26 protein-coding genes are annotated in these 24203 nt (G+C 61.2%); 9 read left to right on the forward strand and 17 right to left on the reverse strand.

The window, feature by feature from the left end; all coding sequences use genetic code 11:
• Positions 1-71: 71 nt before the first annotated feature.
• Positions 72-917 carry an enoyl-CoA hydratase/isomerase family protein gene (locus ACO08A_RS14450; protein ID WP_422041688.1) on the reverse strand — a complete coding sequence of 282 codons (846 nt, stop codon included), beginning with the start codon at positions 915-917 and terminating at the stop codon, positions 72-74.
• A gap of 313 nt (positions 918-1230) precedes the next feature.
• Between ACO08A_RS14450 and ACO08A_RS14455 the strand changes: the two genes are divergently transcribed.
• Positions 1231-2142, forward strand: coding sequence for a LysR family transcriptional regulator (locus tag ACO08A_RS14455; protein ID WP_422041689.1), 912 nt, complete (start codon positions 1231-1233; stop codon positions 2140-2142).
• Between the two features lie 26 nt (positions 2143-2168).
• On the opposite strand, the gene ACO08A_RS14460 is transcribed toward ACO08A_RS14455, so the two are convergent.
• Positions 2169-3977: an ABC transporter transmembrane domain-containing protein gene (locus tag ACO08A_RS14460; protein ID WP_422041690.1), complete on the reverse strand. Its 1809-nt coding sequence runs from the start codon at positions 3975-3977 to the stop codon at positions 2169-2171.
• A gap of 312 nt (positions 3978-4289) precedes the next feature.
• Between ACO08A_RS14460 and rpmE the strand changes: the two genes are divergently transcribed.
• On the forward strand, positions 4290-4514 hold the full coding sequence (gene rpmE, locus ACO08A_RS14465; RefSeq protein ID WP_008196026.1) for a 50S ribosomal protein L31: 225 nt from the start codon (positions 4290-4292) through the stop codon (positions 4512-4514).
• A gap of 154 nt (positions 4515-4668) precedes the next feature.
• On the opposite strand, the gene ACO08A_RS14470 is transcribed toward rpmE, so the two are convergent.
• Together ACO08A_RS14470 and ACO08A_RS14475 are read right to left on the reverse strand one after the other, a co-directional pair.
• Positions 4669-5214, reverse strand: a complete 546-nt coding sequence (locus ACO08A_RS14470; protein WP_421984375.1) for a DUF1465 family protein — start codon at positions 5212-5214, stop codon at positions 4669-4671.
• A 415-nt stretch (positions 5215-5629) separates the two neighbouring features.
• Complete coding sequence (locus tag ACO08A_RS14475) at positions 5630-5917, reverse strand: DUF1192 domain-containing protein (RefSeq protein ID WP_422041691.1); 288 nt, start codon at positions 5915-5917, stop codon at positions 5630-5632.
• A gap of 56 nt (positions 5918-5973) precedes the next feature.
• On the opposite strand from ACO08A_RS14475, the gene ACO08A_RS14480 reads away from it, so the two are divergent.
• Both ACO08A_RS14480 and ACO08A_RS14485 read left to right on the forward strand, forming a co-directional pair.
• Complete coding sequence (locus ACO08A_RS14480; protein ID WP_422041692.1) at positions 5974-6978, forward strand: NAD(P)H-quinone oxidoreductase; 1005 nt, start codon at positions 5974-5976, stop codon at positions 6976-6978.
• 154 nt (positions 6979-7132) lie between these two features.
• Positions 7133-7903, forward strand: coding sequence for a DUF1013 domain-containing protein (locus ACO08A_RS14485; RefSeq protein ID WP_422041693.1), 771 nt, complete (start codon positions 7133-7135; stop codon positions 7901-7903).
• 78 nt (positions 7904-7981) lie between these two features.
• On the opposite strand, the gene ACO08A_RS14490 is transcribed toward ACO08A_RS14485, so the two are convergent.
• Positions 7982-8458, reverse strand: a complete 477-nt coding sequence (locus tag ACO08A_RS14490) for a DUF2141 domain-containing protein (RefSeq protein WP_422041694.1) — start codon at positions 8456-8458, stop codon at positions 7982-7984.
• Between the two features lie 13 nt (positions 8459-8471).
• On the reverse strand, positions 8472-9365 hold the full coding sequence (locus ACO08A_RS14495; RefSeq protein ID WP_422041695.1) for a sterol desaturase family protein: 894 nt from the start codon (positions 9363-9365) through the stop codon (positions 8472-8474).
• A gap of 88 nt (positions 9366-9453) precedes the next feature.
• Here ACO08A_RS14495 and ACO08A_RS14500 point away from each other — a divergent pair, with 88 nt between their 5' ends.
• On the forward strand, positions 9454-10044 hold the full coding sequence (locus ACO08A_RS14500; RefSeq protein ID WP_422041696.1) for a TetR/AcrR family transcriptional regulator: 591 nt from the start codon (positions 9454-9456) through the stop codon (positions 10042-10044).
• Positions 10037-11197: an aromatic ring-hydroxylating oxygenase subunit alpha gene (locus ACO08A_RS14505; RefSeq protein ID WP_422041697.1), complete on the forward strand. Its 1161-nt coding sequence runs from the start codon at positions 10037-10039 to the stop codon at positions 11195-11197. Before ACO08A_RS14500 ends, ACO08A_RS14505 begins: the two co-directional genes overlap by 8 nt.
• Before the next feature lie 319 nt (positions 11198-11516).
• Here ACO08A_RS14505 and ACO08A_RS14510 read toward each other — a convergent pair whose 3' ends face one another.
• The 3 genes from ACO08A_RS14510 to ACO08A_RS14520 form a co-directional block, all read right to left on the reverse strand.
• Positions 11517-12203, reverse strand: a complete 687-nt coding sequence (locus tag ACO08A_RS14510) for a M50 family metallopeptidase (RefSeq protein ID WP_422041698.1) — start codon at positions 12201-12203, stop codon at positions 11517-11519.
• Between the two features lie 87 nt (positions 12204-12290).
• Complete coding sequence (locus ACO08A_RS14515) at positions 12291-12896, reverse strand: DUF6980 family protein (RefSeq protein WP_422041699.1); 606 nt, start codon at positions 12894-12896, stop codon at positions 12291-12293.
• 49 nt (positions 12897-12945) lie between these two features.
• Positions 12946-13776: a 3-methyl-2-oxobutanoate hydroxymethyltransferase gene (locus ACO08A_RS14520; RefSeq protein ID WP_422041700.1), complete on the reverse strand. Its 831-nt coding sequence runs from the start codon at positions 13774-13776 to the stop codon at positions 12946-12948.
• A 135-nt stretch (positions 13777-13911) separates the two neighbouring features.
• Here ACO08A_RS14520 and ACO08A_RS14525 point away from each other — a divergent pair, with 135 nt between their 5' ends.
• The gene (locus ACO08A_RS14525; RefSeq protein WP_422041701.1) at positions 13912-14943 is read left to right on the forward strand and encodes a GlxA family transcriptional regulator; all 1032 of its coding nucleotides are present in this window, start codon (positions 13912-13914) and stop codon (positions 14941-14943) included.
• A gap of 79 nt (positions 14944-15022) precedes the next feature.
• On the opposite strand, the gene ACO08A_RS14530 is transcribed toward ACO08A_RS14525, so the two are convergent.
• Positions 15023-15538: a CGNR zinc finger domain-containing protein gene (locus ACO08A_RS14530; protein ID WP_422041702.1), complete on the reverse strand. Its 516-nt coding sequence runs from the start codon at positions 15536-15538 to the stop codon at positions 15023-15025.
• A gap of 60 nt (positions 15539-15598) precedes the next feature.
• On the opposite strand from ACO08A_RS14530, the gene ACO08A_RS14535 reads away from it, so the two are divergent.
• Positions 15599-16303, forward strand: a complete 705-nt coding sequence (locus ACO08A_RS14535) for an AzlC family ABC transporter permease (RefSeq protein ID WP_422041703.1) — start codon at positions 15599-15601, stop codon at positions 16301-16303.
• Positions 16293-16595, forward strand: a complete 303-nt coding sequence (locus ACO08A_RS14540) for an AzlD domain-containing protein (RefSeq protein ID WP_422041704.1) — start codon at positions 16293-16295, stop codon at positions 16593-16595. The genes ACO08A_RS14535 and ACO08A_RS14540 overlap by 11 nt, the downstream gene beginning before the upstream one ends.
• 54 nt (positions 16596-16649) lie before the next feature.
• On the opposite strand, the gene ACO08A_RS14545 is transcribed toward ACO08A_RS14540, so the two are convergent.
• The 7 genes from ACO08A_RS14545 to ACO08A_RS14575 are packed head-to-tail and all read right to left on the reverse strand — an operon-like array spanning position 16650 to position 24134.
• Complete coding sequence (locus ACO08A_RS14545; RefSeq protein WP_422041705.1) at positions 16650-17594, reverse strand: 3-hydroxyacyl-CoA dehydrogenase NAD-binding domain-containing protein; 945 nt, start codon at positions 17592-17594, stop codon at positions 16650-16652.
• Positions 17594-18328 carry an SDR family NAD(P)-dependent oxidoreductase gene (locus ACO08A_RS14550; protein ID WP_422041706.1) on the reverse strand — a complete coding sequence of 245 codons (735 nt, stop codon included), beginning with the start codon at positions 18326-18328 and terminating at the stop codon, positions 17594-17596. Before ACO08A_RS14550 ends, ACO08A_RS14545 begins: the two co-directional genes overlap by 1 nt.
• Positions 18328-19746 carry an aminobutyraldehyde dehydrogenase gene (locus ACO08A_RS14555; RefSeq protein WP_422041707.1) on the reverse strand — a complete coding sequence of 473 codons (1419 nt, stop codon included), beginning with the start codon at positions 19744-19746 and terminating at the stop codon, positions 18328-18330. The genes ACO08A_RS14550 and ACO08A_RS14555 overlap by 1 nt, the downstream gene beginning before the upstream one ends.
• A 12-nt stretch (positions 19747-19758) precedes the next feature.
• Positions 19759-20694 (reverse strand): 3-keto-5-aminohexanoate cleavage protein, encoded by a 936-nt coding sequence (locus tag ACO08A_RS14560; RefSeq protein WP_422041708.1) that lies wholly within the window; start codon positions 20692-20694, stop codon positions 19759-19761.
• Positions 20691-21485 (reverse strand): SDR family NAD(P)-dependent oxidoreductase, encoded by a 795-nt coding sequence (locus ACO08A_RS14565; RefSeq protein ID WP_422036751.1) that lies wholly within the window; start codon positions 21483-21485, stop codon positions 20691-20693. The genes ACO08A_RS14560 and ACO08A_RS14565 overlap by 4 nt, the downstream gene beginning before the upstream one ends.
• On the reverse strand, positions 21475-23016 hold the full coding sequence (gene betC / locus ACO08A_RS14570; RefSeq protein ID WP_422036752.1) for a choline-sulfatase: 1542 nt from the start codon (positions 23014-23016) through the stop codon (positions 21475-21477). The genes ACO08A_RS14565 and betC overlap by 11 nt, the downstream gene beginning before the upstream one ends.
• Positions 23013-24134: an aromatic ring-hydroxylating oxygenase subunit alpha gene (locus ACO08A_RS14575; RefSeq protein WP_422036753.1), complete on the reverse strand. Its 1122-nt coding sequence runs from the start codon at positions 24132-24134 to the stop codon at positions 23013-23015. The genes betC and ACO08A_RS14575 overlap by 4 nt, the downstream gene beginning before the upstream one ends.
• Positions 24135-24203 lie beyond the last annotated feature (69 nt).

Here is a 24203-nt window from a genome sequence, read left to right on the forward strand (position 1 = left end):
CGGTGTCCGCCGGCGGCCATTTTCCGTTCGGGGTCGTCTACGTGGCCGTCTTCGTCCCCGGGGCCGGCCGCTCAGTTGATCTCCTGAACCTTCATGACGAGATCGGGCCAGTTGCGCTGGTTCTCGATATCATGTTCCAGCCCCTGCTCGTCGGCGATGGTGAAGCGCTTGACGGCCGGTGTCTTGCTGGTCGCCTGGTAGAGCCAGTAGGCTTCGGCCTTGAGCGCGTCATGGATCGGCCGGTCGATGGATTCATAGACCATCTGCTTGCAGGCATTGATGGATTCAGCGGGGAAGCTGGCGATGCGTTTTGCCAGATTGTCCACATACGCGCCGATCTCGTCAGGCTCCAGCGCCTTGTTGATCGTGCCCATTGCTTCCGCCTCGTCGGCGTCGAAGTCACGGGCGCTGAGGATGATTTCAAGGGCCCGGCCCAGGCCCGTCTGACGCGCCATGCGTGACGCGCCGCCGCCGCAGGGCAGGATGCCCATGCCGACTTCCATCTGCATGAACTTGAACTTGCCGCGGGCGGCAAAGCGCATGTCGAGCGCCAGCGCGAGTTCGTGGCCGCCGCCGCGCGCGAACCCTTCCAGCTTGGCGATGGTCGCCTGCGGTACCTTGCTGATGCGCTCGCACACCGCCTGAAGGTCGAGAAGCTCGGCCTCGTCGCGGGAAACCGCCTCGGTGGACATGTCCTTCAAAAGTTCAGTGTCGTAGTGGCAGACCCAGATCTCGGGGTTCGCGGACTGGAAGACGACCACCTTGGTTTCCCGGTCTCTCTCGAGCCGCATGGCCAGGCTGTTCAGGTCGGCCAGCATTTCCTGACCCTGCACGTTCACGGTGCCGAAATCGAAGGTCACCGTTGCGATAGCGTTTTCCACCTTCACGTCGAAGGTTGTGAAGTTGTCGTATTTCATCGAGACGATCCTTGTCCAAAAGCGATGCTTGGGTGCGTTCCCGGCAGACTGATCCAGGACGGCTCGGCGCTGGGGAAGAGTTCAGCGCCTCACGACAGAACATCTAGTTCAATCGGGAATTGGACTTAATCTGGCAAAAACTGGTTTCAGAATTCGGATTTTGTTATGAATTGACACTCAAGCCCTGAACTGGCGGACGCCGGCTGCGGCACCCGGGTTCAGTCCCGGCATCGGACTCTGTCCAGGTGCCGCATTCACCCGGTGTTTGGATCTACGCTCCGAAGGGCTGTCCGACAAAGCGAAAAGGACCGAGATGATGGATACGGATTGCATAAGGCTCTTCGTTCTTGCGGCCGACATGCTGAACATCAGCGCGGCGGGGCGCCAGCTCGGGCTGGCGCAGGCGGTGGCGAGCGCGCGCCTGTCCAAGCTGGAAAAGCAGGTCGGGTCCGACCTGTTGCACCGGTCGACGCGCAAGGTGTCCCTGTCGCTTGAAGGTGCGGAGTTTCTTCCCTATGCCCGGGAAATACTGGCCCAGGAGGATGCCTTTCTCGCGGCGCAGGGGCATCAGGGCAGGGAGGTCAAGGGGACGCTGCGCTTCGCGGCTCCGAGTTCGTTCACGCAGCTCTTCATTGCTCCGGTCCTCGGCGAGTTTCTCGACCGGTATCCGAAGATCGATCTTCAGCTGCGGCTGTCCGACACGCAGATGGACCTGATCGAGGGCGCGTTTGATCTGGCGCTGCGCAACTACGCGATCGAGGACAGCAGCCTGAGAGCGCGCAAGCTGTCTGACGACAGACGTATCCTGTGTGCGTCGCCCGGCTATCTGTCCCAGCATGAGTTGCCGGCGACACCTGAAGACCTGCGCAGGCATCGGCTACTGGTTTTCCGGGATGGCCCGCCGCGGAAGCTGGAGGCACAGGAGACCGGGGCCGCTGCCATGTTCCCTCCGGCGGGTTCCGAAAACCGCCTGGTTTTCGATGATGGCACCTGCATGCGGGTTGCCACCGTGAACGGTGCGGGGATTTCCATGAATTCGGTCTGGAGCGTCCACGATGATCTCAAGAAGGGAACGCTGGTTCGGGTTCTGCCGGACTACGAAGTTCGCGACGGATCGGCCGTCTGGCTGGTTTATCCGCGCTCGAACGTGCTCACCGCGAAGGTCCGCGTCTTCATCGATTTCCTGATCGAGAAGATCGGCAAGCCTCCTGTCTGGGAAGCCTGAAACCGGTTCTGCACAGGTCGCGAGTTTCAGGCCGGTTGCTTTTGCGTTTCCGCACCGAACTGTAGACGCGCGAGCTTGGCATAGAGACCGCCGGCGGCACTCAGTTCCGCGTGCGTGCCCGTTTCGACAATCCGTCCGTCTTCCATGACCACGATCCTGTCGGCCTTCAAGACGGTGGCGAGCCGGTGGGCGATGACAAGCGTCGTACGGCCTTCCATCAGCCGTTCGAGGGCTTTCTGGACGAGGTTCTCGCTCTCGGCATCAAGCGCGCTGGTTGCCTCGTCCAGCAGCAGCACCGGAGCATTTCTGAGAACGGCACGCGCAATGGCAATCCGCTGGCGCTGACCGCCGGACAGCGTGATCCCGCGTTCGCCGACAAGGGTGTCATAGCCGTCGGTCATGTTCTCGATGAACGGGGCGGCCAGCGCGGCATTGGCGGCGGCAACAATTTCGTCGCGTGATGCGTCGGGCCGGCCGTAGGCGATGTTCTCGGCAACGGATGCGCCGAAGATCGCGGTGTCCTGCGGAACGAGTGCGATATGACTGCGCAGATCCACCGGGTCGAGGTCCTGAAGCGCAACGCCATTCAGGCGAATGACGCCCGATGTCGGGTCGTAGTAGCGCATGAGCAGGCTGAAGAGGGTCGACTTCCCGGCACCGGAAGGGCCGACGACGGCGACGGTTTCTCCCGGCGTCACCTCAAGGGTCAGATCCCTCACCACGGGCATGGTCTCGCTGTTGCGGTAGGCGAAGGAGACGTCCTGGAAGGATATGGCGCCCTGTCTGGTTTCCGGCAGCTTCGCGGGGACCGGAGGGGCCTTGATTTCAGGCTCGATTTCAAGAAGCTCGGACAGCCGTTCCGCTGCGCCGGCCGCCTGGGACAATTCCCCCCAGACCTCGGAAAGCGCGGCAAGAGAACCGGCAGCCAGGATGGAATAGAGCAGGAACTGGCTGAGTTCACCACCGGTGATCCTGCCGGCGAACACGTCGCTGGCGCCGATCCACAACACGGCGACGATGCTGGAGCCGATGACGAAGATGGCAAAGCCGGTGAGGGTGGCCCGTGCCACGATCGCCTGGCGCGCGGCGGTGAAGGCCGCCTCGATGTCGGATGTATAGCGGTTGGCGCTGCGCTGTTCGTGGGTGAAGGCCTGTATCGTGCGGACGGAACCCAGCATTTCACTGGCATAGGCAGATGCATCGGCAAGGGTGTCCTGGGCGAAGCGGGATCTTTTGCGCACCTTTCTGCCGAACCCGAGTACCGGGACGAGAATGACGGGGATGGCGGCCAGCACAAAAACCGAAAGGCGCGGGCTGGTGACCACCATCATGACGGACGCGCCGGCAAACATGATCAGGTTGCGCATGGCAAGCGAGGCACTCGCGCCGAAGGCCGCCTTGATCTGGGTGGTGTCGGCTGTCAGGCGCGACAGGATTTCACCGGATTTTGCGCTGTCGTAGAAGGACGGGCTGAGGCGGGTCATGTGGTCGAAGACGTCCGACCTGACCTCGGCAACGACGCGCTCTCCGAGCCACATGACCAGGAAGTAGCGGATGGAGCTGGCCATCGCCAGGGCACAGACGACCCCGATCAGAACGGCAAAGTAGGAATTGACCAGGGCAGGATCGTCCGCTCCGAAGCCGTAGTCGATCATCCTGCGAACGGCGGCCGGCAGCACAAGCGTGATCACGGCAGCGGAGAAAAGTGCCGCGACGGCTGCTGCCACCATGCCCCGGTGTTTGGTGAGATAGGGCAGCAGGCGCGTCAGCGGCCGAAGCGAGCGCCGGGTCCTTTTCTCGTTTTCGTCAAGCTCTGATGCAATCGCGTCCGCCAACCGGCCTCTCCTCCTTGTCCGCGCCGTCCGGCGCGGTCCCATCCGTCTTTATCATGTTCTATCGTGTGTACAATGCCTGCCGCATTGCTGCGGACGACGCAATTTGCCGTAAAGCCGGGGCCGCGTCCTTGATCAAAGCCAAAGCCCGATTGCAGGAATTTGCCCCTTGTCTTGCCTGCCGCCTTGAGGTATATCCCCGCCTCAGTTTCTGAGGGCGGCGTCCGCATCCGGATCGGCGGCCCTTTATCTCGTTTTGCGCCCGACGCTTTGGCTTTCCGTGAAAGCCGGCCGTGGCGCCTGAAAGGACCGGTCATGAAAGCGGATATTCATCCCGACTATCACACCATCAAGGTCGTCATGACCGATGGTACCGAATTTACCACCCGCTCCACCTACGGTGCGGAAGGCGACACGCTGCAGCTGGACATCGACCCGACGTCCCATCCGGCATGGACCGGCGGCGACCGTCAGCTGATGGACCGCGGCGGCCGCGTGTCCCGCTTCAAGAACAAGTTTGCAGGTTTCCTCGGCTCCTAAGTGCTGCAGCGACCGCGCAGAACAAAAAACCCGGCCAATGGCCGGGTTTTTTTGTTTGATGCCGTGTGGCATGCGGAGCTGGCAGACGGACATCATGCAGACGAAAAAAGCCGCCTCGCGGCGGCTTTTCAGAACCCAGTCCTGAGCGTGTGGATCAACCCAGTTTGGCGAATGCCGCGTGGAGCTGGTTGAGCTGCGAGGCGACAGGATTATCGTTGATGGCCGCTTCTTCGACCGTCTCTTCCTCGCCCTTGCGGTACAGCATCTTGTCGAGGTGCACGACGCGCTCCTGCAAACGGGTGGAGCGTTCGATCAGGTCACGCAGCGTGTGCGGGAGTTCGTCCCAGGAGGGGCCACCGGTCGCGCTGCTGAGTTTGTCGAGCCGTACCTTGTTCTTTTCGCTTCCCGCCTGTTCGCGGGACATTTCGCCTTCGTTCACGGCGCGCTGAAGCAGGAGCCAGGATGCCAGCTGCATCAGGCGGGTGGTCAGACGCATGGACTCGGTCGCATAGGCAAGCGATGCAGGGCGGGGCAGTTGCTTGGCTTCTTCCCGGCCTTCGCCGTCGAGATACATGGCGGTCTCCTCGACGAGAGACATGCCTTCCTGAAACAGGTTCTGGAAGTTGTCCGAGTTTGCAAGATGGTGAGCAATGTGCACCGCACTTGCAGGACCTTCGGCTTTTTTCTTGTCTTCCGTCATGGGATAACTACGCCTCATCTACTCTTCCGGTTCCAAGCGCATCCGCCTTTTGTGTCCCGTGTCGAAACATCTTGCCAAAGATGTCCCGTATCGGAACGGAACGCGCTGTCATGCCATCTACCGAGCAAGCGTCATGCCAGACGGTCGCAGGATCGACGGTTAACCAGAACCATTCGAGGATACTATGCGTGCGAAGCAAAAAAAAGAGCCGCACGGTTGCGGCTCTGAGTCTTTAACAGGGAGGCGTCAAACAGAGTGGACAGGAGCCACTCAAATCCAGATGACTGGATAGCCATATTTATACTTTGGAAAGATTAATGAGTGGTAAACGCGTAAAAATTTACCTAGCTCATTTACCAGAATGCCGGTAAAGATCTGAATTAATTCGAATTTATCGCAAATAATACCAAGGCTATCAGCGAAATACAGAGTTCGCGGCATCGCGAATAGTGCTGCGTTGTTCCAGTTCCTGCCTTGTACGGTTAATTTCTTCCTGAAGGGCCGTAATGCGTTCGGAAAGCTCATCCTCCGACAAACGCGCCAGATCTTCGCCAACCGTGATCTTGCCGGCCTCCGGCTTTTTGGGGATATCTTCGTCAAAAACTCCCATCGCTTCGCTCTCCGAACCGTGCCGTTGCAAAAAATCCGCACCCGGATTTTCCAGTCCGTCTTTCCTTCCACCGGACCGACGGTTATTTACCATAGGCTACACATGCAACCGCCCGCCAGTCCCAAAATGAACCAACAGGAACCGTTTTGATGCAGAATTTGCCGGACGAAATGACTGCCATTGCAATTTCGGAACCCGGAGACGCGGATGTTCTGATTTTGGAAAAGCGCCCGCTGCCTGAGCCCGGTCCGGATGATATCCTGATCAAGGTGCACGCCGCCGGCGTCAATCGTCCGGATGTTCTTCAACGCAAAGGGGCCTATCCGCCGCCGAAAGGCGCGTCCGACCTGCCGGGCCTTGAAGTCGCCGGTGAGATCGTGGCCTGCGGCGCGCAGGTCAAACGCTTCCGTATCGGAGACAAGGTGACGGCGCTGGCGCCGGGAGGCGGGTATGCGACCTATTGCAAGGTGAACGCCGGTCATGCGCTGCCGATCCCGAACGGCATGGATATGGTTGAAGCGGCGGCGCTTCCCGAGACGTTCTATACCGTCTGGACCAACGTGTTCGATCGCAGCGGTCTTGTTGCCGGGGAACGGTTCCTGGTTCATGGCGGCACGTCCGGCATCGGCACGACCGCGATCCAGCTTGCAAAGGCTTTCGGCGCGGAGGTGTTCACCACGGTCGGTTCCGAGGCCAAGGCGGAGGCCGTGCGCAAGCTCGGGGCAGATCATGTGATCAACTATCGCGACGCCGCCTTCGAGAAGGTCATCCTGGACATCACCGGCGGCGAGGGGGTCCACGTGATTCTCGACATGGTCGGCGGTGACTATGTCGAGCGGAACTGGAAGGCGGCCGCTGTGGAGGGCCGCATCTGCCAGATCGCGACGCTCAACGGTGTTGCGGAAAACGTCAATTTCTCACGCCTCATGGTGAAGCGGCTGACCCATACCGGTTCCACGCTGCGCCCGCGCAGCGACGAATTCAAGGCCGCCATAGCGGCAAGCCTGGAATCGCGGGTCTGGCCCCTGATCGAAGCCGGTAAAGTGAAGCCAGTCATGGATTCCACGTTCCCGCTCGAACAGGCTGCGGATGCGCACCGGCGGATGGAAAGCTCTGGGCATATTGGTAAAATCGTCCTGACAGTCGACGTGTGAACAGAGACGGTCATGCGCCGAAACAACCGGTTGCGGACTCCATTTGCGTTTCCGCGGCGTTCGGCATATATTCGCGCCACTTTCCATGAAACAGAACTAGAACACCGCTTTTTCGCCCTGCCGGGCGGGGGAGCACACGAGAGGAATTTATCTGATGGCGAACACGCCGCTTATGCCGAAGGCCACCGCCGTCTGGCTCGTGGACAACACGGCCCTGAGCTTCACGCAGATCGCGACGTTCTGCAAACTGCACCCGCTTGAAGTCAAGGCGATTGCCGACGGTGAGGCGGCCCAGGGCATCAAGGGTCTGGACCCGATCCTGACCGGCCAGCTGACGCGTGAAGAAGTCGAAAAGGCGCAAAACGATCCCAAGTACCAGCTCAAGCTTCAGGGGTCGAAGGTTGTCGTGCCTGAAACCAAGCGCAAGGGACCGCGCTATACACCGGTGTCGCGCCGCCAGGACCGTCCGAATGCGATCCTGTGGCTCGTGCGCAACCATCCGGAAATGAAGGACGCGCAGATCATGCGCCTTGTCGGCACCACCAAGCCGACAATCGCGGCGATCCGTGACCGGACCCACTGGAACTCGGCCAACCTGACGCCGTCGGATCCCGTTACGCTGGGGCTGTGCAGCCAGCTCGAACTGGACATGGAAGTTGAAAAGGCCGCGAAGAACGCACCGCAACCTGTTGCCGGCGAGCCCGTCGAAACGCTGATGCCGGTCGAAGACAGCACCAGCGAAGACGCTATCGCGGCTGCCTTCTCGCTCGACCCGAGCCAGCCGGTCAGGCGCGAAGAGGAAGAGGAAATCGACGCGGACGCCGTGTTTGCGAAGCTGAATTCGCTGAAGGGCGACGATGACGCAGAGGCTTCCGATGGGGAGGCTTCTGACACCGAGGCTGCTGGCGAAGAGGAAGCCAAGTAAGGCATCCCTGATCGCTAATGAATGACAAACCGCCGGCTGGTGACAGCCGGCGGTTTTTTGCTGGCCTCTGCAAACGCTTCAGTTCAGGTAGTGCACCCGCAGTCTCCTGGACCGTTCATCGCTGGCGGCCCTTTCGAAGGCAGGTTCGTCAAAGGCATCCTTCGCGCCCGTAACGGCGTAGCCCTCGCGGGGGATCGTGCCGTTCATGTCCAGGTCCCGGTTTCCATTCTCGTCGTGGAACGCAACGGCCGCATAGGGGCCAGATGTCAGGCGGGGAAAAGAGACACTCAGCGTGCCGGTCGAGGCCGGGACTTCCCTGTAGCCGACGGCAGCGCCATAATCGGACGTGTTGTAGGCGTCCGCGTCATCGAAAACAAAGACGATCACGTGCCCGTCACTGTTGCGGACGCCTTCAAAGGTGATCTCCAGGGCTTTCCTGGTGCCGGTTTTCTGCTCGGCCTCCGCCGAAGGAACCAGACTGGCGGCAAATGCCCCGCCGGCAAGAAGGACGGCGCTGATCAAGATTGCCGAAATGCGTTGTGCCGTGGTTGGCATCGTGTGTCTCCTCTCAGTCTGACGGTGTTCGCGGGTTTTCTTTCGGCTGCCAGCCCGGCGGGTTCACCAGGACACGGACCTTGTTGACAAGGCCGGGTGTCTGCCAGGTCTCCCGGGCAAGGCGCTGGAAGCCGTGCAGGAAGGCAATGATGGGGTTCACCGAGTTGATGGGATGAACCAAACCGTAGGTGACCTGTTCCCTTTCGGCCGCAAACGTGCCGAACATGCGGTCCCAGATGATGAAGATGCCGCCGTAGTTCTTGTCGAGATAGTCCGGGTTCGAGCCGTGGTGAACCCGGTGATGCGATGGCGTGTTCATCACCGCTTCGACGGGACGGGGCAGCTTGCCGACGGCCTCGGTGTGAAGCGCGGTCTGGTAGACCTGAACGATCACCTCTGCAAACAGGACGACGATCGGATTGAACCCGAGCAGAACCAGCGGCAGATGAAAGAAAACCGGCCAGAAGGAATCCATCGGGCCGAAGCGGTAGGCGACGGATATGTTGAAGAAGGGCGAGGAATGGTGCACCGAGTGGGTCGCCCAGCCCAGGTTGACCCGGTGCAGGAAGCGATGCTCCCAATAGTAGACGAGGTCTGCCAGCACGATACAGATCAGCACCGTCAGCCAATTGATCTCGATATCGAAAATCGCGAACTGGAAAACAAAAAAGAAGGCGGCAACGTAGAAGGTTCCGAGCGCCAGAACCGTGATGGCGATGAAGAGCGCAAGCGTGACATAGTTCGTCAGCGTATCGCCGATCAGCATCCAGCTCAGTTTCCTGACGACCCGGTAACGGATCATTTCGAAGCCGAGAAATGCCAGCGCCAGGACGAAGAACCAGTCGTTGATGAAGACTTCCAACTCCAGCAGCCAATCAGTGCTGAGCGGGGCAAGCAAGATTTCCAAGAGATTGCTCCAAAATTATCAAACTTGACAATTAAATGCGATCGGCTAGATTGATTGTCAAGAATGAAAATTTATCAGGAGGTGCGGATTGGCACGGCCCGAGATCAAGGAAGACCGCCGGGAACAGATCCTGGATGCGTTCGAACACTGTGTCGCGCGCTACGGGCTTGAGGGGGCGACGCTGGGCAAGACGGCCGAGATCGCCGGTCTGGCAAGGCCGCTCATCCGGCATAATATCGGCAACAAGGAGGCCCTTCAGGAGGCCCTGGTGGAACGGTTTCTCGCGCGCAGTAGAACGGCGATGGAAGACCTGGTGTCATCACTGCCGGACGAGAAACGCCTCGAGACGCTTCTGAATATCCTGTTCGACCCGCGTGGCGCCAATCCGCAGCTTGTCCTGGTATTCAATGCTTTGAGCGCGGCCGCCCCCGGAGATCCGCTGCTCGCTAGGCAGCTGCAACACTGGCTGGACGATTTCGTCAAGCGCCTTGAAGACGTCCTTGCGCGCAGCTGCCCGCGTGCGCCTGCCGAGCTTCTGGAAACAGTCGCGGCGGGACTGTCCGGCATCTACTTCAACGTCGAGGCGCTCTATCCGATCGGCATTAACGCACGGTTCGTCACTTCTTCCAAATCCGCCGCAAAGCTTCTGTTGACCGCACTGGAGGTCCACAATGACTGACGCCAAGCGTCTGCGCCCGGACGCCTATTTCAGCCAGGACCGGTTCATGCTCGAACGCGCGACGCTGTTTCGCGATGCCTGGGCATTTGCCGGCACGACCCGTGACTTCGCCGAACCCGGAGACTACCGGCTTGTGGAGGTCGGAGCGTCCGTGGTTCTGGTAGTTCTGGACAAGACCGGGACCCTCAACGCCTTTCACAATTTCTGCCGCCACCGTGGTTCGACCTTGCTGGACAATGCGACGGGGAATACCGGTGGCACGATCGTGTGCCCCTATCACCGCTGGACCTACGGCCTTGACGGCGCCCTGCGGGGCGTTCCAGACATGCGCAGCTGTTTCGCCGATCTCGAGCGGACAAATCTCGGCCTGAAACCGGCGGCGGTCGGTGTCTTCAAGGACCTTGTCTTCGTCAATCCGAATGCCGGGGCCTCCTTCGAAGCCTGGGTGAAGCCGATTGCAGACAGGGCCTGGCCGCACGACCTGTTTTCCAGTGATGTCAAGGAGGCCGTTCCGCTCGTCTATGACCTCAAGTGCAACTGGAAGGTCTTTGCCGAGAACGCCCTGGACGGGTATCACCTTGCCTATCTTCACGAAAACACGCTCGGCGGACCCGCGCCGGACAAGAATGTCTGGGTAGAGGCCGGGGATCACATGATCTGGTATGCCAACGAAGAAGGGGTGCGGCACCGCCTGCCGCAGAAGATCCGCGAGGAGGCGGGTTCCTCGGGTCGCATCGAAAGCGCGTCTGAGCCAGGATATGGCGGCGTCTTTTTTCTTTTCCCGCTCACCTTGATCGTGCCGACGCCCTACGGGTTCTCGATCACTTCGCTCAAGCCCTACGCCCCAGCAAAGACGCGGCTGGAGGTCCGCCAGTGGGTCGGCCCGTGGCAATGGACGGACGAGCGCGACTCCATTCCGGGTTACGACAAGAAGACAGGGGTGATTTCCTCGGACAACTGGACCAGGCCGGCTCTGGAAACCGGTGACTTTCAGACAGAGGATATCTGGATCTGCGAAAAGACCCAGCGCGGTCTGGAAATGCCCGGTTTCGAGTTCGGGCCACTCTCGCGCGGTCCGGGGGCGGAGGACCCGATCCGGTGGTTCCACGCCAGTCTCGCCGAGTGTATGGGCCCGATGGCGGCAGAAGCTTAGGTGATGGACCCAAAAATGAGACTGAAATGGCATGGGAAATGGCGAGATCCCGTCAGGAAGGGTGTGCGGAGCGGGCTTCCTGCCCGGTCAAGCACGCTGACGCCACGGGGTGAAGCCATTTCCATGTCCTTCGGATTTGACCGGATTACGCCTCCCCGGCGTCGCGAAAGGCTCGAAAATGAACCACATTTCCTGCGCTTCCGCTCCTTGAGGAGAAGTAATCCGCCTCAAACCTTTCGGCCTCATTTATGAGTCCATCACCTAGCAGGTCCTGCTGCGGGCATTCCCCGGGACCGGTCACCGTCCGGAAAAGCCGGGCTTACTCTCGGGTCTTTTCGCGGAATGAGAGGTTGCTGTCGGCGCCGAGACCGTACCGGATGCAGCAGAAAATCGCGGCGAGGCTCAGGAGGAGCCACAGGCCACCCCAGAACAGGGTCGTTCCGCCGAACTCGTCGGCCAGCATGTAGGCGTCGGAACGGGCACCGGACCGGCGGATCGTGTCGTCGAAAATGTCATAGGGCACGTAGATAATGCTCGACAGACCGATCACGCGCAGCACCATGTCGTTGACGGGCCGGCTCAGGTAGCGCGCGATCGCGAGCATGCCAAGGCCGGTGACCCCGCAGAACAGAAGCGCAAACCCGTCCCGGACGTAAAGAACGGTAACGAGAAGGGTCAGGCAGCCGAAGATTGCCAGGACGGCGCGGTCGGCATGCGTTCGAAGGGCGATGACCAGTAGCACGATACCGATCACGAGCGAGCCGAGATAGCCTGCCGACAGGGTGATGAAGCGGTTGCCGCCTCTCGAAATCACGTGTCCGCCCTGGTTGGGAGACACCGAAAGATCGACCACCGACCCGCCGGTCAGCACGGTGGCAATGGCATGAGCGAGTTCGTGCAGGAACACGATCAGGATCTTCAGCGGGATCACTGCCGGCGTGTTCCACAAGAGGAACAGGACAAGCGTTATCGCGATGAGTTGCCAGTGACCCTTGAGAAGCTGCATGGGTCTGATTGGACCGGGGGCAGGGCGGAAGTCAAGAGGACCGTTTTCGCGAGAGCCAACAGCTTCTTCTGAGCTCCTGAGGGGCGGTTAGAGCCCGCGTTCGATCCACCAGGTCTCGTTGAAATAGTCGCTGCTCAGCTTTTCGCGAGCCTCATCGGTCGACCAGTCGTCGGTTCCCATCAGTTCCTCGATCAGGTCAAACCACCGGTCTGCGAGATCCTCCGGCAGTTTCCGGCCGCTCCACGGGCAATGGCTGATGGTGCGCAGTGCGGGTCCCCAGGTCTCCTTGAGGCCGAAGCGCCGGATCGACGGATCGTAGAGGATCGGGGTCTGCGGATTGCAGGCCTGCGTCAGGAGTTCGGGAAAGGTTTCGTAGAGGGCGGAGTTGCGGGGATCGAGGCCAAGCTGTTCCAGCACGTGCCGGTTGTCGATCGCAATGCCGGTGAGGGCGCGATCGTGATAGACGTCCCAGGCCCTTTCCTCTTCCGTCTCGACAAAAGGACGTTTTTCGCCGCGGGAAGCGGCTTCCTTCTCGGCCTGCTCGCGCTTGGCCTCCTGCGCGTCCGCCGCCACACAGAATTTTTCGTGAAGATCCAGCCCCCGGCGCAACAGGACGGTATCGCGCTCGATGGTCCGTTCGAGTTGTTCGACGAAAGTGTCCGGATCGGGCGTTTCAGCGTCAGAGTCTGACATGACGTTTCCTGTTCAAAGTCTCGGGTCTGTCCGGGGGATCAAACGCCTTTCAGGTGCCGGATTCGCGCGCGATGCGATCCATGAATTCCGAAAGCGCCTGATCGTCGATATTCGCCGTTTCCGGACGAGCCGGGAAACTGCCCGAGTGAACGGCCTCCCTGAAGGCGCTGAGCGCGGACCGGCGTTCAGCACGGATCTGTTCCTGAAGCGCATGAATATTGCCAAAGGCTCGTGCATGTCTCGGGCGCTTCGTGTCTTCGCCGCAAATGTCGTTCTGGAAGAGATAGATGACATCGCCACCACTCCCCGAGCCGAGTGACATCGTGACCAGCGACGTGCGGCGGCTGATTTCTTCCATGACCGGGGCCGGTATGACTTCCGCCTCGACCGAGAACGCCCCCGCGTCTTCCATGCGGCGGAAGGCTTTCCAAAGCTCCACGGCCTCGTCTGCGGTCCGCCCGATCGCGCGCAGTCCACCATGCCACCCGCACCTGCGCGGAACCAGTCCGAGATGGCACATGACCGGGATCTGCTCTTTTGCCAGAAGTTCAACAACATGAGGTCCGCGCGCGGTATAGACCGAATCCGCGCCGTCCTTCATGGCCTCGAACGCCGCGCTCAGGACATCGGCCTCGGTCGGAAAGTCAGGCAAGGCGATCGCGGCGGTGAAAAACAGATGCGGGGCACCTTCGCGCGCTGCCTTTGTGTTCTGGGCGTTGCCCATGATCAGATCGATGCCGGCGTCCGCTGCGGCGGCTGCTTCTTCCACGGAATTCGCCGTCGTCTGTGTCAGTTTCTGCTTTCCCTTGAGCGCACGCAGGTCTGCGGCGGTGTAGTTGCGGAGCGAAAAGCTGGCGTCCCAATCATAGATGCGCTTCATGGTCGATTGCCCGGAATGATTTCGAATGTCGTTTTGGGCACATTAGCAAGATTTGGCAGGTCCACGCCACGTCGGCCGATAGGCGTTGTTACCGTCTCATTTGATTTTTTCGGCCGCATGAATACAAAATTCGCCATGTCCGTTGATCAGGCCGACCCCGTCAGGATCGTCATTCTCGTCACGCCGCACTTCAACGTGTCGGCGACAACCTCGTTCATCGACCCGTTCCGGGTCGCCAACTATCTGAGCGGAACGGCCCGGTTTTCCTGGACGGTCGTGTCCGACCGGGGCGGGCCTGTTCCGTCGAGCAGCGGGCTAAGTGTCGACACCAAGGCGATTGCCGATCTGGACGCGGCAAAACCCGACCTGGTTCTCGTCAGCACGAGCTGGACCCCGGAACGTCACTACACGGATCGGGTGCTCGGACCGCTGAAGAAATGGGCGCGCGAAGGCGTGGTCGTCGGCGGGCTCGATACCGGGGCGTTCGTGCTCGCGAAGGCCGGACTTCTGGCCGGAAGAACCGCCACCGTGCACTACGAGCATATCGACGCCTTGATCGAAGTCGCCCCGGAGACAGCCGTCAGCGAGGATCTCTTCGTCATCGACGAGCGGGTTTTCACCTGCTGCGGCGGTTCGGCGTCAACCGACCTGGCGCTGCATTTCCTGCGACGTCAAGCCAGCGTCAGCATTGCGAACGCCGCGTCCCGGTACCTGTTTCATCATCACATCCGGGGTGAAGGACATTCGCAGAATCCGAAGGGACCCGAACCGACAGGTCACGCAACGCCGGGCACCGTGAGGCGCGCGATCGATCTGATGGAGCAAAATCTCGAAGACCCGCTTTCCATCCCGGACATCTGTGCACGTCTTCATGTGTCACAGCGCCAGCTCAGCCGCCTGTTCAGACACTATGTGCGCCGGTCACCGGTCGAATACTACCGTGACATCCGGCTCGACCGGGCGCGCGGGCTGGTGACACAAACGGAGATGAAACTCAGCGAAATCGCTGCTGCGTCCGGTTTCAACAGCCAGGTGCATTTCAGCCGGTCTTACAAGCAGCGCTTTGGGCTCTCGCCGGGGAGCGACCGGATCGAAGGCCGGGTTCCCTTCGAGTTCCGCGCCTGGCCGATGCACAGTCCCGGGCCGGATACGCAGGGATCGGAATAGGCGGCTATCAGCCGGTCACCGGAGGGGTGTGAGGCGCTGGGCGATGCGCGCGCTGCCGGATTTCACCTCTGCTGCGAGACTACCGGGACACGGTGCTTTTCCTGGTGCGCTGATAATGCCTTGCGGCCTTTGCCCTGTTGCCGCAGCTTTCCATGCTGCACCAGGTCCGCCTGCTGTTCCTGGTCTCATCAATGAACAGCCAACCGCAGTTGTTGCCCGGACACATCTTGAGGCGGCCATGCTCCCTGGGATCGGCCAGTATGGAGATCGCAGATGCGGCCAAGAGGCCTTCCAGCAGAAGTGGCGACCCCGTCCTGGTGCCAAAGTCCAACTCCCTGACAGCGTTCAAGGTTTCGGAGCTCTTCCCTTCCAGAATCATCGCCCGAAGATCGGATCTGAGAGATTTCAGCTGATCCAGTGTGCAGCCACAGCGCGCCTCTATCTGCAGCGCCCGCAGCCAGACGTCGAGATCAGTCAGGCAGTTCAGTTTCTCGTGTGCTACATCGGCGTTCGCTGTCCAATCGGCCGTGTTGACAAAATCAAGCGCAAGGCGTCCGCCGACGGCGCGAACGGGATGTCCTTCAGAATAGCTCATGGCATTTTCTAACCTCTATACAGGTTGACAGGCAAGCTGTAAGGATATCTAACCTTTATTATGGTTAGACATTCGCAAAACGTGATGCTGTCGATGTCCGGCGTCTTGCGCGGCATGATGCGGCTGTTGCCGATTTGCCTGTTTGTCATTCCCTTCGGCATCGCGTTTGGCATTGCTGCGACAGACAGCGGAATCAGCCCGATCAAGGCGACGCTGATGAGCAGCTTCGTGTTCACGGCAACGGCGCAATTCGCTGCACTCGACTTTCTCCAGGATCCCGTGGCCTTCTTTTCCCTCGGCCTGGTTGCGCTGGCGCTGAGCGGCCGACACCTGATCATGGGTGCCGCTCTGGCCCGATGGGTCAACCGGCTTCCGGCAGGCAAGCGTGTCCTGACACTGATGTTTCTGAGCGATGCAAACTTTGCCGATACGCAAACGCTCCTGCGGCGCGGAGAAACAGATCTCGGGCCGCTCCTCGGGGGCGGCCTGATGCTCTGGATCACATGGGCCGGCAGCACGGCCGCCGGGGCTTTCGGGGGAAACCTGCTCGGCGATACGGATGCCTTCGGCTTTGGTGTCGTGATGCTCTGTTTCTTCGCTGCAACCGCATTTGGAATGGTGCGCTCGACGCCATCCCTTCGGTTGCCGGTCATCGTCGCAATCGGTGCGTCGGTGACGACGCTGCCCTATCTCCCCAATGGCTGGAACATCATTCTGGCCGCACTCCTCGGCGGCAGTGTCGCCGCGATGCGTCATGCTGAGTGACAGTTCCTATTTCGTTGCCATCGCGATTCTCGCGCTGGTCGCGCTCGGGACACGGCTCTCCGGCGCCATGCTCATGGCCCGGGTGACGATGACGCCGCGCATCGAGAGGTTCCTAGGGGGAGTGTCGGTTTCCGTCATTGCGGCTCTCGTGGCCTCGTCCCTTGCCACGATGGACCTGAAGGCATTTGCGGCGACCGTCTGTGCGGTCTTCGTTGCTGCGTTTTCCCGGAATGTCATCTGGGCGATGATCGCGGGAATGATTGTGGCGGCTGCCTATCCGCAGGTCTTTTAGCCAGGCAGTGCCAGGTCGCAGATCGCGAAATTGCGGCAAACGACCTGGCGTTCGTCACTCCGAAGCCCGGTCCCTGAGCGACCGGGTCGCGGCCTGGAGCGCGACCAGCATCCTGTCCCGCTCTTCGGAAAGCTCCCGGGGACTGCGTCCCCGCGCCTGCTCGTTCATCCCGGCAACCAGTTTCCCGATCACGTCCTCGTCCAGGCGCGGATCGCCGAGGCCCTCCCACCAGCCGTTGAACGTCTCCCTGAAATGATCGCAGAAGGCCTGAAGGCCGCCGTCGCCGGCGCCCAGGTGAAACAGCATTGTCGGTCCCATCGCCGCCCATCTGAGGCCGGGTCCGGCCCACATCGCCTTGTCGATGTCTTCCACGCTGGCAACGCCTTCGACGGCCATGTAAACGGCCTCGCGCCAGACAGCCGCCTGCAGTCGGTTGGCAACGTGACCGGGCATGCCCTTCCTGATGCGGATCGTGACCTTGCCGATCGCTTCGTAGAAGGCTTCCGTCCTATCGAGCGCCGCCGGATCGGTCCCTTCGTTGGCCGTCAACTCAACCAGAGGAATGAGATGCGGCGGGTTGAACGGGTGCCCCAGAACGAAGTTCGCAGGGTTCTGCCATCCTTCCTGCAAGGCTTCCAGCGTCAGGCCGGATGTGGAACTGGACACGATGGCGGTCCTTGAAAGAACCGGCTCGATTTCAGCGTAGATCGCGTGTTTGAGCGGCAGCCGCTCGGGCACGTTTTCCTGGATGAAATCCGCGCTGGCAGAGGCTTCGGCGGCGGTGCTCGAGAACGAGACCCGTCCGGCCGTTGCTCCAGATGTGAGACCGAGGGCTTCCAGGGATGGCCAGGCGGTCTCAATGTAGGTCTTCACTTTCGTCTCGGCGTCCGGGGCCGGATCATAGACGGTGACGTCACGCCCGGAGGCGAGAAACAAGGTGGTCCAGCTTGCGCCGATGACACCGGCGCCCAGAACTGCAACATTTGAAATCTGGTTCATCAGAACAGTCCCGGATTGAGCGGTGAGGCGGCGGTCATGCCGCCGTCGACCGTGAAGAGTTGACCGGTGGCGAAGCCGGCCTCGTCCGAGGCAAGCCAGACCGCCATGGCGGCAATGTCGCGCGGCTGTCCGAAGCGCCGCACAGCGTGACGCTGAAGTGCATCGGCCCTGGCTCTTTCCCGATCGTTCGCAAGGTCGAACCCGGCGTCGAGCATTCCGGTCTCGATCCAACCCGGACAAATCGCGTTGCAGCGGACCGCAGGTCCGTGGTCGACTGCGATGGATCGTGTCAGCCCGTGGACGAAGGCCTTCGATGCATTGTAGAGCGCCATGGACGGGTCAGCGACATTGCCCGATATCGAGCCGATATTGATGATCGATCCACCCGCGCGCATCAGCGGAATGAAGGCGCGGCAGGTGTTGAACACGCCGCGTGCATTCGTGTTCATCACGTGGGCCCAGTCTTCGTCCGTGCTGTCGACAACGGTCTTTTCCACCTGGACGCCGGCATTGTTGACCAGGATGTGGAGCGTTTCGAAGGACGCCGCCGCAGCCGTGACAGCCTCGGCATCCGCGACATCCAGGGTCAGCCAGTCCGCCGGATACCCGGCAGGTTTCCCGCCGCGGCCGCAGGCTGTGACATGAGCGCCCTCGGCCAGAAAGGCATCGACAATGCCCTTGCCGATCCCCTGCCTGCCGCCAGTCACAAGGGCTTTCTTTCCGGCCAGGCGCATCAGTGGGCAACCATGACGTGACGGATCGATGTATAGGCGTCGAGCGCATAGACGGACATGTCGCACCCGGAGCCCGAGCCCTTCATCGCGGCCCAGGGCATTTCCGGCGTTGCCATGCCGTGGGTGTTCACCCAGGTGAAGCCATAGCGCAGTCTGGACGTCATGCGCATGGCAAGGCCGATGTCGCGGGTCCAGACCGAGGACGCGAGACCGTAGGATCCGGCGTTGGCGATCTTCAGGGCCTCATCGGCATCGGAAAACCGCGACACCGTGACGACCGGCCCGAAGACCTCGTCGCAGGCGATTTCCGACGCATTGTCGACATCGGCAATCACGGTGGGATCATAGAAAAACCCCGGCCCGCTGCCAGCGCTCCCGCCAAGCACGATCTCGGCGCTTGCCCCGGCACGCTCGACGAAGCCCGCCACCCTGTCCCTTTGTGCCGCCGAGACGAGGGGTCCCATCTCGGTTCCATCTTCCTTCGGCGCTCCTGTCCTGATCTGGCCGACCTGGTCGGCAATGGCGGCGACAAGGCGGTCATAGGCCCTGTCGGCGACCAGCACGCGGCAGGGCTGGGCGCAGTCCTGACCGGCGTTGAAATAGCTGCCATAGCGGATGGTTTCCGCAACTGCATCCAGATCCGCATCGTCAAAGACGATGACCGGAGCCTTGCCGCCGAGTTCCAGATGGACGTGCCGTATCCGGCTGGATGCTGCCCGCATGGCGGCCATGCCCGTTGCAGGTGACCCCGTGACGCTGATCGCTTCCATGTGCGGGCTGTTCATCAGCGCGCTGCCAACCAGCGGACCGCGCCCGTGGATGATGTTGACAACACCCCTGGGCACCACGTCCTGCAGCAGTTCGCCAAGCTTCAGGGTCGACAGGGGCGTGAGTTCGGACGGCTTCAGAACCACGGAACACCCGGCGGCGATCGGGGCTGCCAGTTTCCAGCTTGCCATCATCAGAGGGTAGTTCCACGGGGCTATCGCGGCAACGGGGCCGACGGGATCGCGCCGGATCATGGAGGTGTGCCCGGCAATATATTCGCCTGCTGCCGAGCCGGTCATCGTGCGGGCTGCGCCAGCAAAAAAGCGGAACACGTCGATCGTCAGCGGCATCTCGTCGTCAAGGGCGGACGGCCAGGGCTTGCCGACATCGAGGCTTTCCAGCTCTGCCAGTTCCCGGCTGTTCTGCTCGATCACGTCCGCGATCTGCAGAAGCAGCGCCGAGCGTTCCGCCGGCGATGTTGCACAGAATGTTTCGAAGGCCTCGGCTGCACCGCTCACCGCCGCGTCGATCTGGTCTTCGCCGGCTTCCTTCACGGTTTCCACGGTCGCTTCGCTGGCAGGGTTCAGGACCGCCAGGCCCTCACCGGTTCCTTCCACCAGCTCCCCGTTTATCAACATGCGTGTCTGCATATCCAATCCTCCCTAGAAGCCGACCTTGTCGCCACCCTTGAGCGCCAGCCGTTCGCGCGCCTCCGCCGGTGTGGCGATGGACAGGCCAAGATTTTCCAGAATGTCGCGAATGCGCCTGACCTGTTGCGCGTTGGAGGTCGCAAGTTCGCCCTTGCCGATGAAGAGGCTGTCCTCCAGACCGACACGCAGGTTGCCGCCCAGCATCGCGCTTTGCGTTGCAAACGGCATCTGGTGGCGCCCGGCGGCAAGCACCGACCACTCATAGTTCTGCGGACCGAAGAGCTCGTCCGCCTTCTTGTGAAGATGCAGGAGGTTGTCCGCGTCCGCGCCCATTCCACCGAGGATGCCGAACACCAACTGGATGAAGAACGGCGGCCTGATCAGACCCTGATCGACAAACCATTTGACGTTGTAGAGATGGCCGAGATCGTAGCATTCGAACTCGAATTTCGTTCCGTGATCGCCGCCCAGTTTCTCGATCGCATAGCGGATCGTGCGGAAGGTGTTGGGGAAGATGAAGTCCTCGGTCATCTCCAGGAATGGCCGCTCCCAGTCATGCTCGAACTCCGTGTATTTCTGCAGCATCGGAAAGATGCCGAAATTCATCGAGCCCATGTTGAGGGACGCCATTTCCGGGCTGGCCGTGGTCGCGGCCAGCAGCCGCTCGTCCATCGTCATGCCGAGACCGCCGCCGGTCGAGACGTTGATGACCGCATCGGTGGACTGCTTGATCACCGGCAGGAACTGGTTGAACGTTTCCGGCCTCGGATCGGGCTTGCCGGTTTCCGGGTCGCGCGCGTGCAGGTGGATGATGGACGCACCGGCTTCGGCAGCCTCGATGCTGGCGGTTGCAATCTCCGCCGGGGTGACCGGCAGGTAGGGCGACATGGACGGTGTGTGGATGCCGCCGGTCGGGGCACAGGTGATGATAACGGATCTGGGCATCACAGCCTCATCTGCTGAACTTGGGCCGACAGGCCGCCATCGAGGACCCAAAGCTGCCCGGAGGCATAGCGCGCTTCGTCCGAGGCCAACCAGTTGACCAGATTGGCAATGTCTTCCGGAGTTCCGTAGGTGCGCATCGGATGCACGTCCCGGACGGCCTGCTGCAGGGTTTCGATGTTGCCGCCACCGCCGCCCGAGCCGTCTCCGTTGAAGAAGCTCTGCAGCATGGGCGTGTCTATATAGCCGGGGCAGATCGCGTTGACGCGGATGCCTTCCGGTCCGTGATCACAGGCCATGGCCCGGGTGAGCGCATGCACGGCGCCCTTGGTGGCGCAATAGGCGGCAAGCCCGGGATCTGCGATGAAACCGTCATAGGAGCCGAAATTGATCAGGCTGGCGCTTGCCCCCGATCGGGCTGCCCTGCGCAAAAGCGGGAGCGCGTATTTCGATGTCAGGAAGGTGCCGGTCACGTTGACCGCGAACGAGCGGTTCCACTCTTCAAGGGACGTGTCCTCGATGGTCTTCTCGATCTCGATCCCGGCGGCGTTGACAAGTATGTCGAGCTTGCCGTCTTCCTCCCGGATCTGTTCCATCGCATTGATGGCATCGGCCTCGCTGGTCACGTCCAGTTTGAGGAAGCGGCTGCCGTCGTCTTCAGCAACGTCAAGAGAACCCGCAGGGCTGAGGTCGGCGGCATGGACCTTGGCGCCTTCCTTCACAAAACGCGCGACGATCGCGCGGCCGATCCCGCCCCTTGCGCCCGTCACGAGCGCGACCTTGCCATCAAGCATCATTCTTTTTCTCCTTCAGCGGAGGGTAACGGTAGCGATTGGCGGCAACCGTCCAGTCCATGTGGTTCCGGACATATTGCTGGCTGGCATCGGACGGCGGATTGTAGTCCCAGGCTTCACCGGCGCCCGCTTCCATGGCCGCGTGCAGCGCGCGGCGTGACTTTTGGGTGGCCATGACCTTGCGGCGCAGTTCCACCCCGTCCCAGCGCCGGGCGACCTCATCGGCAAAGCGCGCGGCGATGTCAGCATATTGCGGGTCCGCGGCGAGGTTGGTTCTTTCTTCGGGATCGCGTTTCAGATCGTAAAGTTGCGGCGGGTCGCTGTCGCAGTGAATGTATTTCATCGAACCGCAGCGGATCATGATCACCGGGTGGGCCGTCATTTCGGCGCAGTATTCGCCGATGGCCTCGTCCATAGGGTCCTGTTCACCGCGCGCCAGCGGAAGCAGGCTGCGGCCATCGATCGGCTCTCCGAGCATCTCCGACGTGCCGCCTGCAATCTCCAGGAAGGTCGGCAGCAGATCGACCAGGGAGCATGCGTTCTTCGCATGGCCGTTTGCGATGCCGGGCCCGGCCATGACAAGCGGCACGCGCGCGGAGTATTCAAAGAAATTCATCTTGTACCAGAGGCCGCGCTCGCCGAGCATGTCGCCGTGATCCGCCGTCACGATCACGATCGTGTTGTCCAGCTCGTTGATCTCATCAAGGGTTTCGACGATCTCACCGATCTTGCTGTCGAAATAGCTGACGTTGGCGAAATAGGCCTGGCGCGCCCGGCGCACTTCCTCCTTGCTCAGCGGGACATAGGACGCTTCGATCCCGTCCATGAGCCGGCGCGAAAACGGGTCCTGGTCTTCAAGGCGCGGAACATCGGCGGGAAGCGGAATGTCCGCATCCTCGTAAAGGTTCCACCATTCCGGCCGCGCAACATAGGGATCGTGGGGATGAATGAAGCTTGCCACCAGCGCGAAGGGCGATCTTTCCCCTACCGTCCTGTCGCGCGCCCGGTCGAACAGCCAGCGGCGGGCCGCGAAACCGACCTCGTCGTCGTAGTCGATCTGGAAGGTGGCATGGGCAATGCCGCTTTCCTTCACGGTCTGCATGTTGTGGTACCACTTGTCGATCCGCTCGTCCGCGGCTTCCCAGTCCGGCGTCCAGGCAAAATCGGAAGGGTAGATGTCCGTCGTCACCCGGTCCTGGAAACCGTGCATCTGGTCCGGTCCGACAAAGTGCATCTTGCCGGAGAGGCAGGTCCGGTAGCCGAGCGCCTTCAGGTAATGGGCGAAGGTCGGGATGGAGGCCCTGAATTCCGATGCATTGTCATAGGCGGCAATGCGGCTGATCAATTGGCCGGACATGAAGGCAAAGCGCGACGGTGCGCAGAGCGGCGAGTTGCAATAGGCGGCATCGAAACGCATGCCGCGCGAGGTCAGCGCATCGAGATGCGGTGTCTTGACCAGGGGATGCCCGTAAGCGCCGGTAAAGTGCGGTGCCAGCTGGTCGGCCATCACCACGACAATGTTGGGCGCCGTCACGCGGCGCCCCTTGCATAGGCATCCAGCACCAGGCCATGAAAATGGTGGACCGCGTGTTCCGATTTCCCCGATCCGTCCGGGTCGTGAACGATGCGGCCTTGCGTGAAGGCCGGGGTGTTCATGCCGCGCTGCACGCTTTCGACAAGGCCGATATCCTCGACCTGCAGAACCTCGTCGAGATAGCGGATCGCATCGCGTTCCATGTCGTTCGGTTCCGGCGTTTCCAGGAAGAAGTCATAGGTCTCCAGCGTACGGTCCGGTCCGACCGGGATGATGTTGAGCACGATCATGCTGGACCGGCCCGGATAGCGCATCAGGCACGTGGTCGGCCACAGCCACCAGACCGCATGGGTCCTGACACTGGCATTGGAGACATCATACGCGCTGTTTGCAGCGTTGCCCGCATCCGCCATGTGGCTGGAATAGATGCCGTGTGTCGTCACCTTGTAGGTCTCCATGTCGACCAGATCGCAGAAATCCTTGTGTGCCGTCGGGCAATGGTAGCACTCGAGGAAATTGTCGACGACGTTCTTCCAGTTGGACTTGATGTCGTAGGTCAGGCGATGGCCGAAAGTCAGCTGATCGATGTCCGGGGCCCAGTGCCTGATCTCGGTTTCCAGGTCCCCGGACTGTTCCGACAGGGTTCGTGCGTGACGGTCCAGGTTGACGAAGACGAAGCCGCAAAACTCCTCGACCCGGACTTCGTCGAGACAGATGTCCGCGGTGTCGAAATCCTGGAGCGACTCCGTGTGCGGTGCCCGCACGAGCTGTCCGTCCAGCCGGTAGACCCAGGCATGGTAGGGACACATGATCCGTGTGGTCGAGCCTTCGCCGGACAGGAGTTCATGTGCCCGGTGCTTGCAGACATTGTAGAAGGCGCGCAGAACGCCGTCCTTCGCACGCACCACCGCAATCGGATGACCCGCGATCTCGACGGTCACGTAGGATCCCGGTTGGCGTGTCTTTTCGACATGGCACACCCATTGCCACGTCCGTGCGATGATCGCGTTCACGTCGGATCTGAACCAGTCCGGTTCCACGTAGGCCGCCGCCTGAAGTGAACTGGAACGCGACGGATCGGGGTCGTAACCGGATGCGATTTCTGTTGTCTCGGACACGCCGTTTTCCTCCCAAAGGCTCCTTTCAGCTTGCCTGCTGCGGCGTCAGGGCAATAAACTTTTCTCGCC

Source organism: Roseibium sp. (assembly GCF_965232425.1).
Taxonomy (GTDB): domain Bacteria; phylum Pseudomonadota; class Alphaproteobacteria; order Rhizobiales; family Stappiaceae; genus Roseibium.

Bases quoted from the DNA above. Each gene is read 5' to 3' on its own strand.
- ACO08A_RS14455 (WP_422041689.1), top strand. From the start codon at position 1,231: ATGATGGATACGGATTGCATAAGGCTCTTCGTTCTTGCGGCCGACATG.
- ACO08A_RS14565 (WP_422036751.1), bottom strand. From the start codon at position 21,485: ATGATGCTTGATGGCAAGGTCGCGCTCGTGACGGGCGCAAGGGGCGGG.
- ACO08A_RS14470 (WP_421984375.1), bottom strand. From the start codon at position 5,214: ATGACGGAAGACAAGAAAAAAGCCGAAGGTCCTGCAAGTGCGGTGCAC.
- ACO08A_RS14480 (WP_422041692.1), top strand. From the start codon at position 5,974: ATGCAGAATTTGCCGGACGAAATGACTGCCATTGCAATTTCGGAACCC.
- ACO08A_RS14525 (WP_422041701.1), top strand. From the start codon at position 13,912: ATGTCCGTTGATCAGGCCGACCCCGTCAGGATCGTCATTCTCGTCACG.
- ACO08A_RS14515 (WP_422041699.1), bottom strand. From the start codon at position 12,896: ATGTCAGACTCTGACGCTGAAACGCCCGATCCGGACACTTTCGTCGAA.
- rpmE (WP_008196026.1), top strand. From the start codon at position 4,290: ATGAAAGCGGATATTCATCCCGACTATCACACCATCAAGGTCGTCATG.
- ACO08A_RS14510 (WP_422041698.1), bottom strand. From the start codon at position 12,203: ATGCAGCTTCTCAAGGGTCACTGGCAACTCATCGCGATAACGCTTGTC.
- ACO08A_RS14550 (WP_422041706.1), bottom strand. From the start codon at position 18,328: ATGCGCCTGGCCGGAAAGAAAGCCCTTGTGACTGGCGGCAGGCAGGGG.
- ACO08A_RS14450 (WP_422041688.1), bottom strand. From the start codon at position 917: ATGAAATACGACAACTTCACAACCTTCGACGTGAAGGTGGAAAACGCT.
- ACO08A_RS14535 (WP_422041703.1), top strand. From the start codon at position 15,599: ATGGTTAGACATTCGCAAAACGTGATGCTGTCGATGTCCGGCGTCTTG.
- ACO08A_RS14505 (WP_422041697.1), top strand. From the start codon at position 10,037: ATGACTGACGCCAAGCGTCTGCGCCCGGACGCCTATTTCAGCCAGGAC.
- ACO08A_RS14530 (WP_422041702.1), bottom strand. From the start codon at position 15,538: ATGAGCTATTCTGAAGGACATCCCGTTCGCGCCGTCGGCGGACGCCTT.
- ACO08A_RS14545 (WP_422041705.1), bottom strand. From the start codon at position 17,594: ATGAACCAGATTTCAAATGTTGCAGTTCTGGGCGCCGGTGTCATCGGC.
- ACO08A_RS14555 (WP_422041707.1), bottom strand. From the start codon at position 19,746: ATGCAGACACGCATGTTGATAAACGGGGAGCTGGTGGAAGGAACCGGT.
- ACO08A_RS14475 (WP_422041691.1), bottom strand. From the start codon at position 5,917: ATGGTAAATAACCGTCGGTCCGGTGGAAGGAAAGACGGACTGGAAAAT.
- ACO08A_RS14540 (WP_422041704.1), top strand. From the start codon at position 16,293: ATGCTGAGTGACAGTTCCTATTTCGTTGCCATCGCGATTCTCGCGCTG.
- ACO08A_RS14520 (WP_422041700.1), bottom strand. From the start codon at position 13,776: ATGAAGCGCATCTATGATTGGGACGCCAGCTTTTCGCTCCGCAACTAC.
- ACO08A_RS14490 (WP_422041694.1), bottom strand. From the start codon at position 8,458: ATGCCAACCACGGCACAACGCATTTCGGCAATCTTGATCAGCGCCGTC.
- ACO08A_RS14485 (WP_422041693.1), top strand. From the start codon at position 7,133: ATGGCGAACACGCCGCTTATGCCGAAGGCCACCGCCGTCTGGCTCGTG.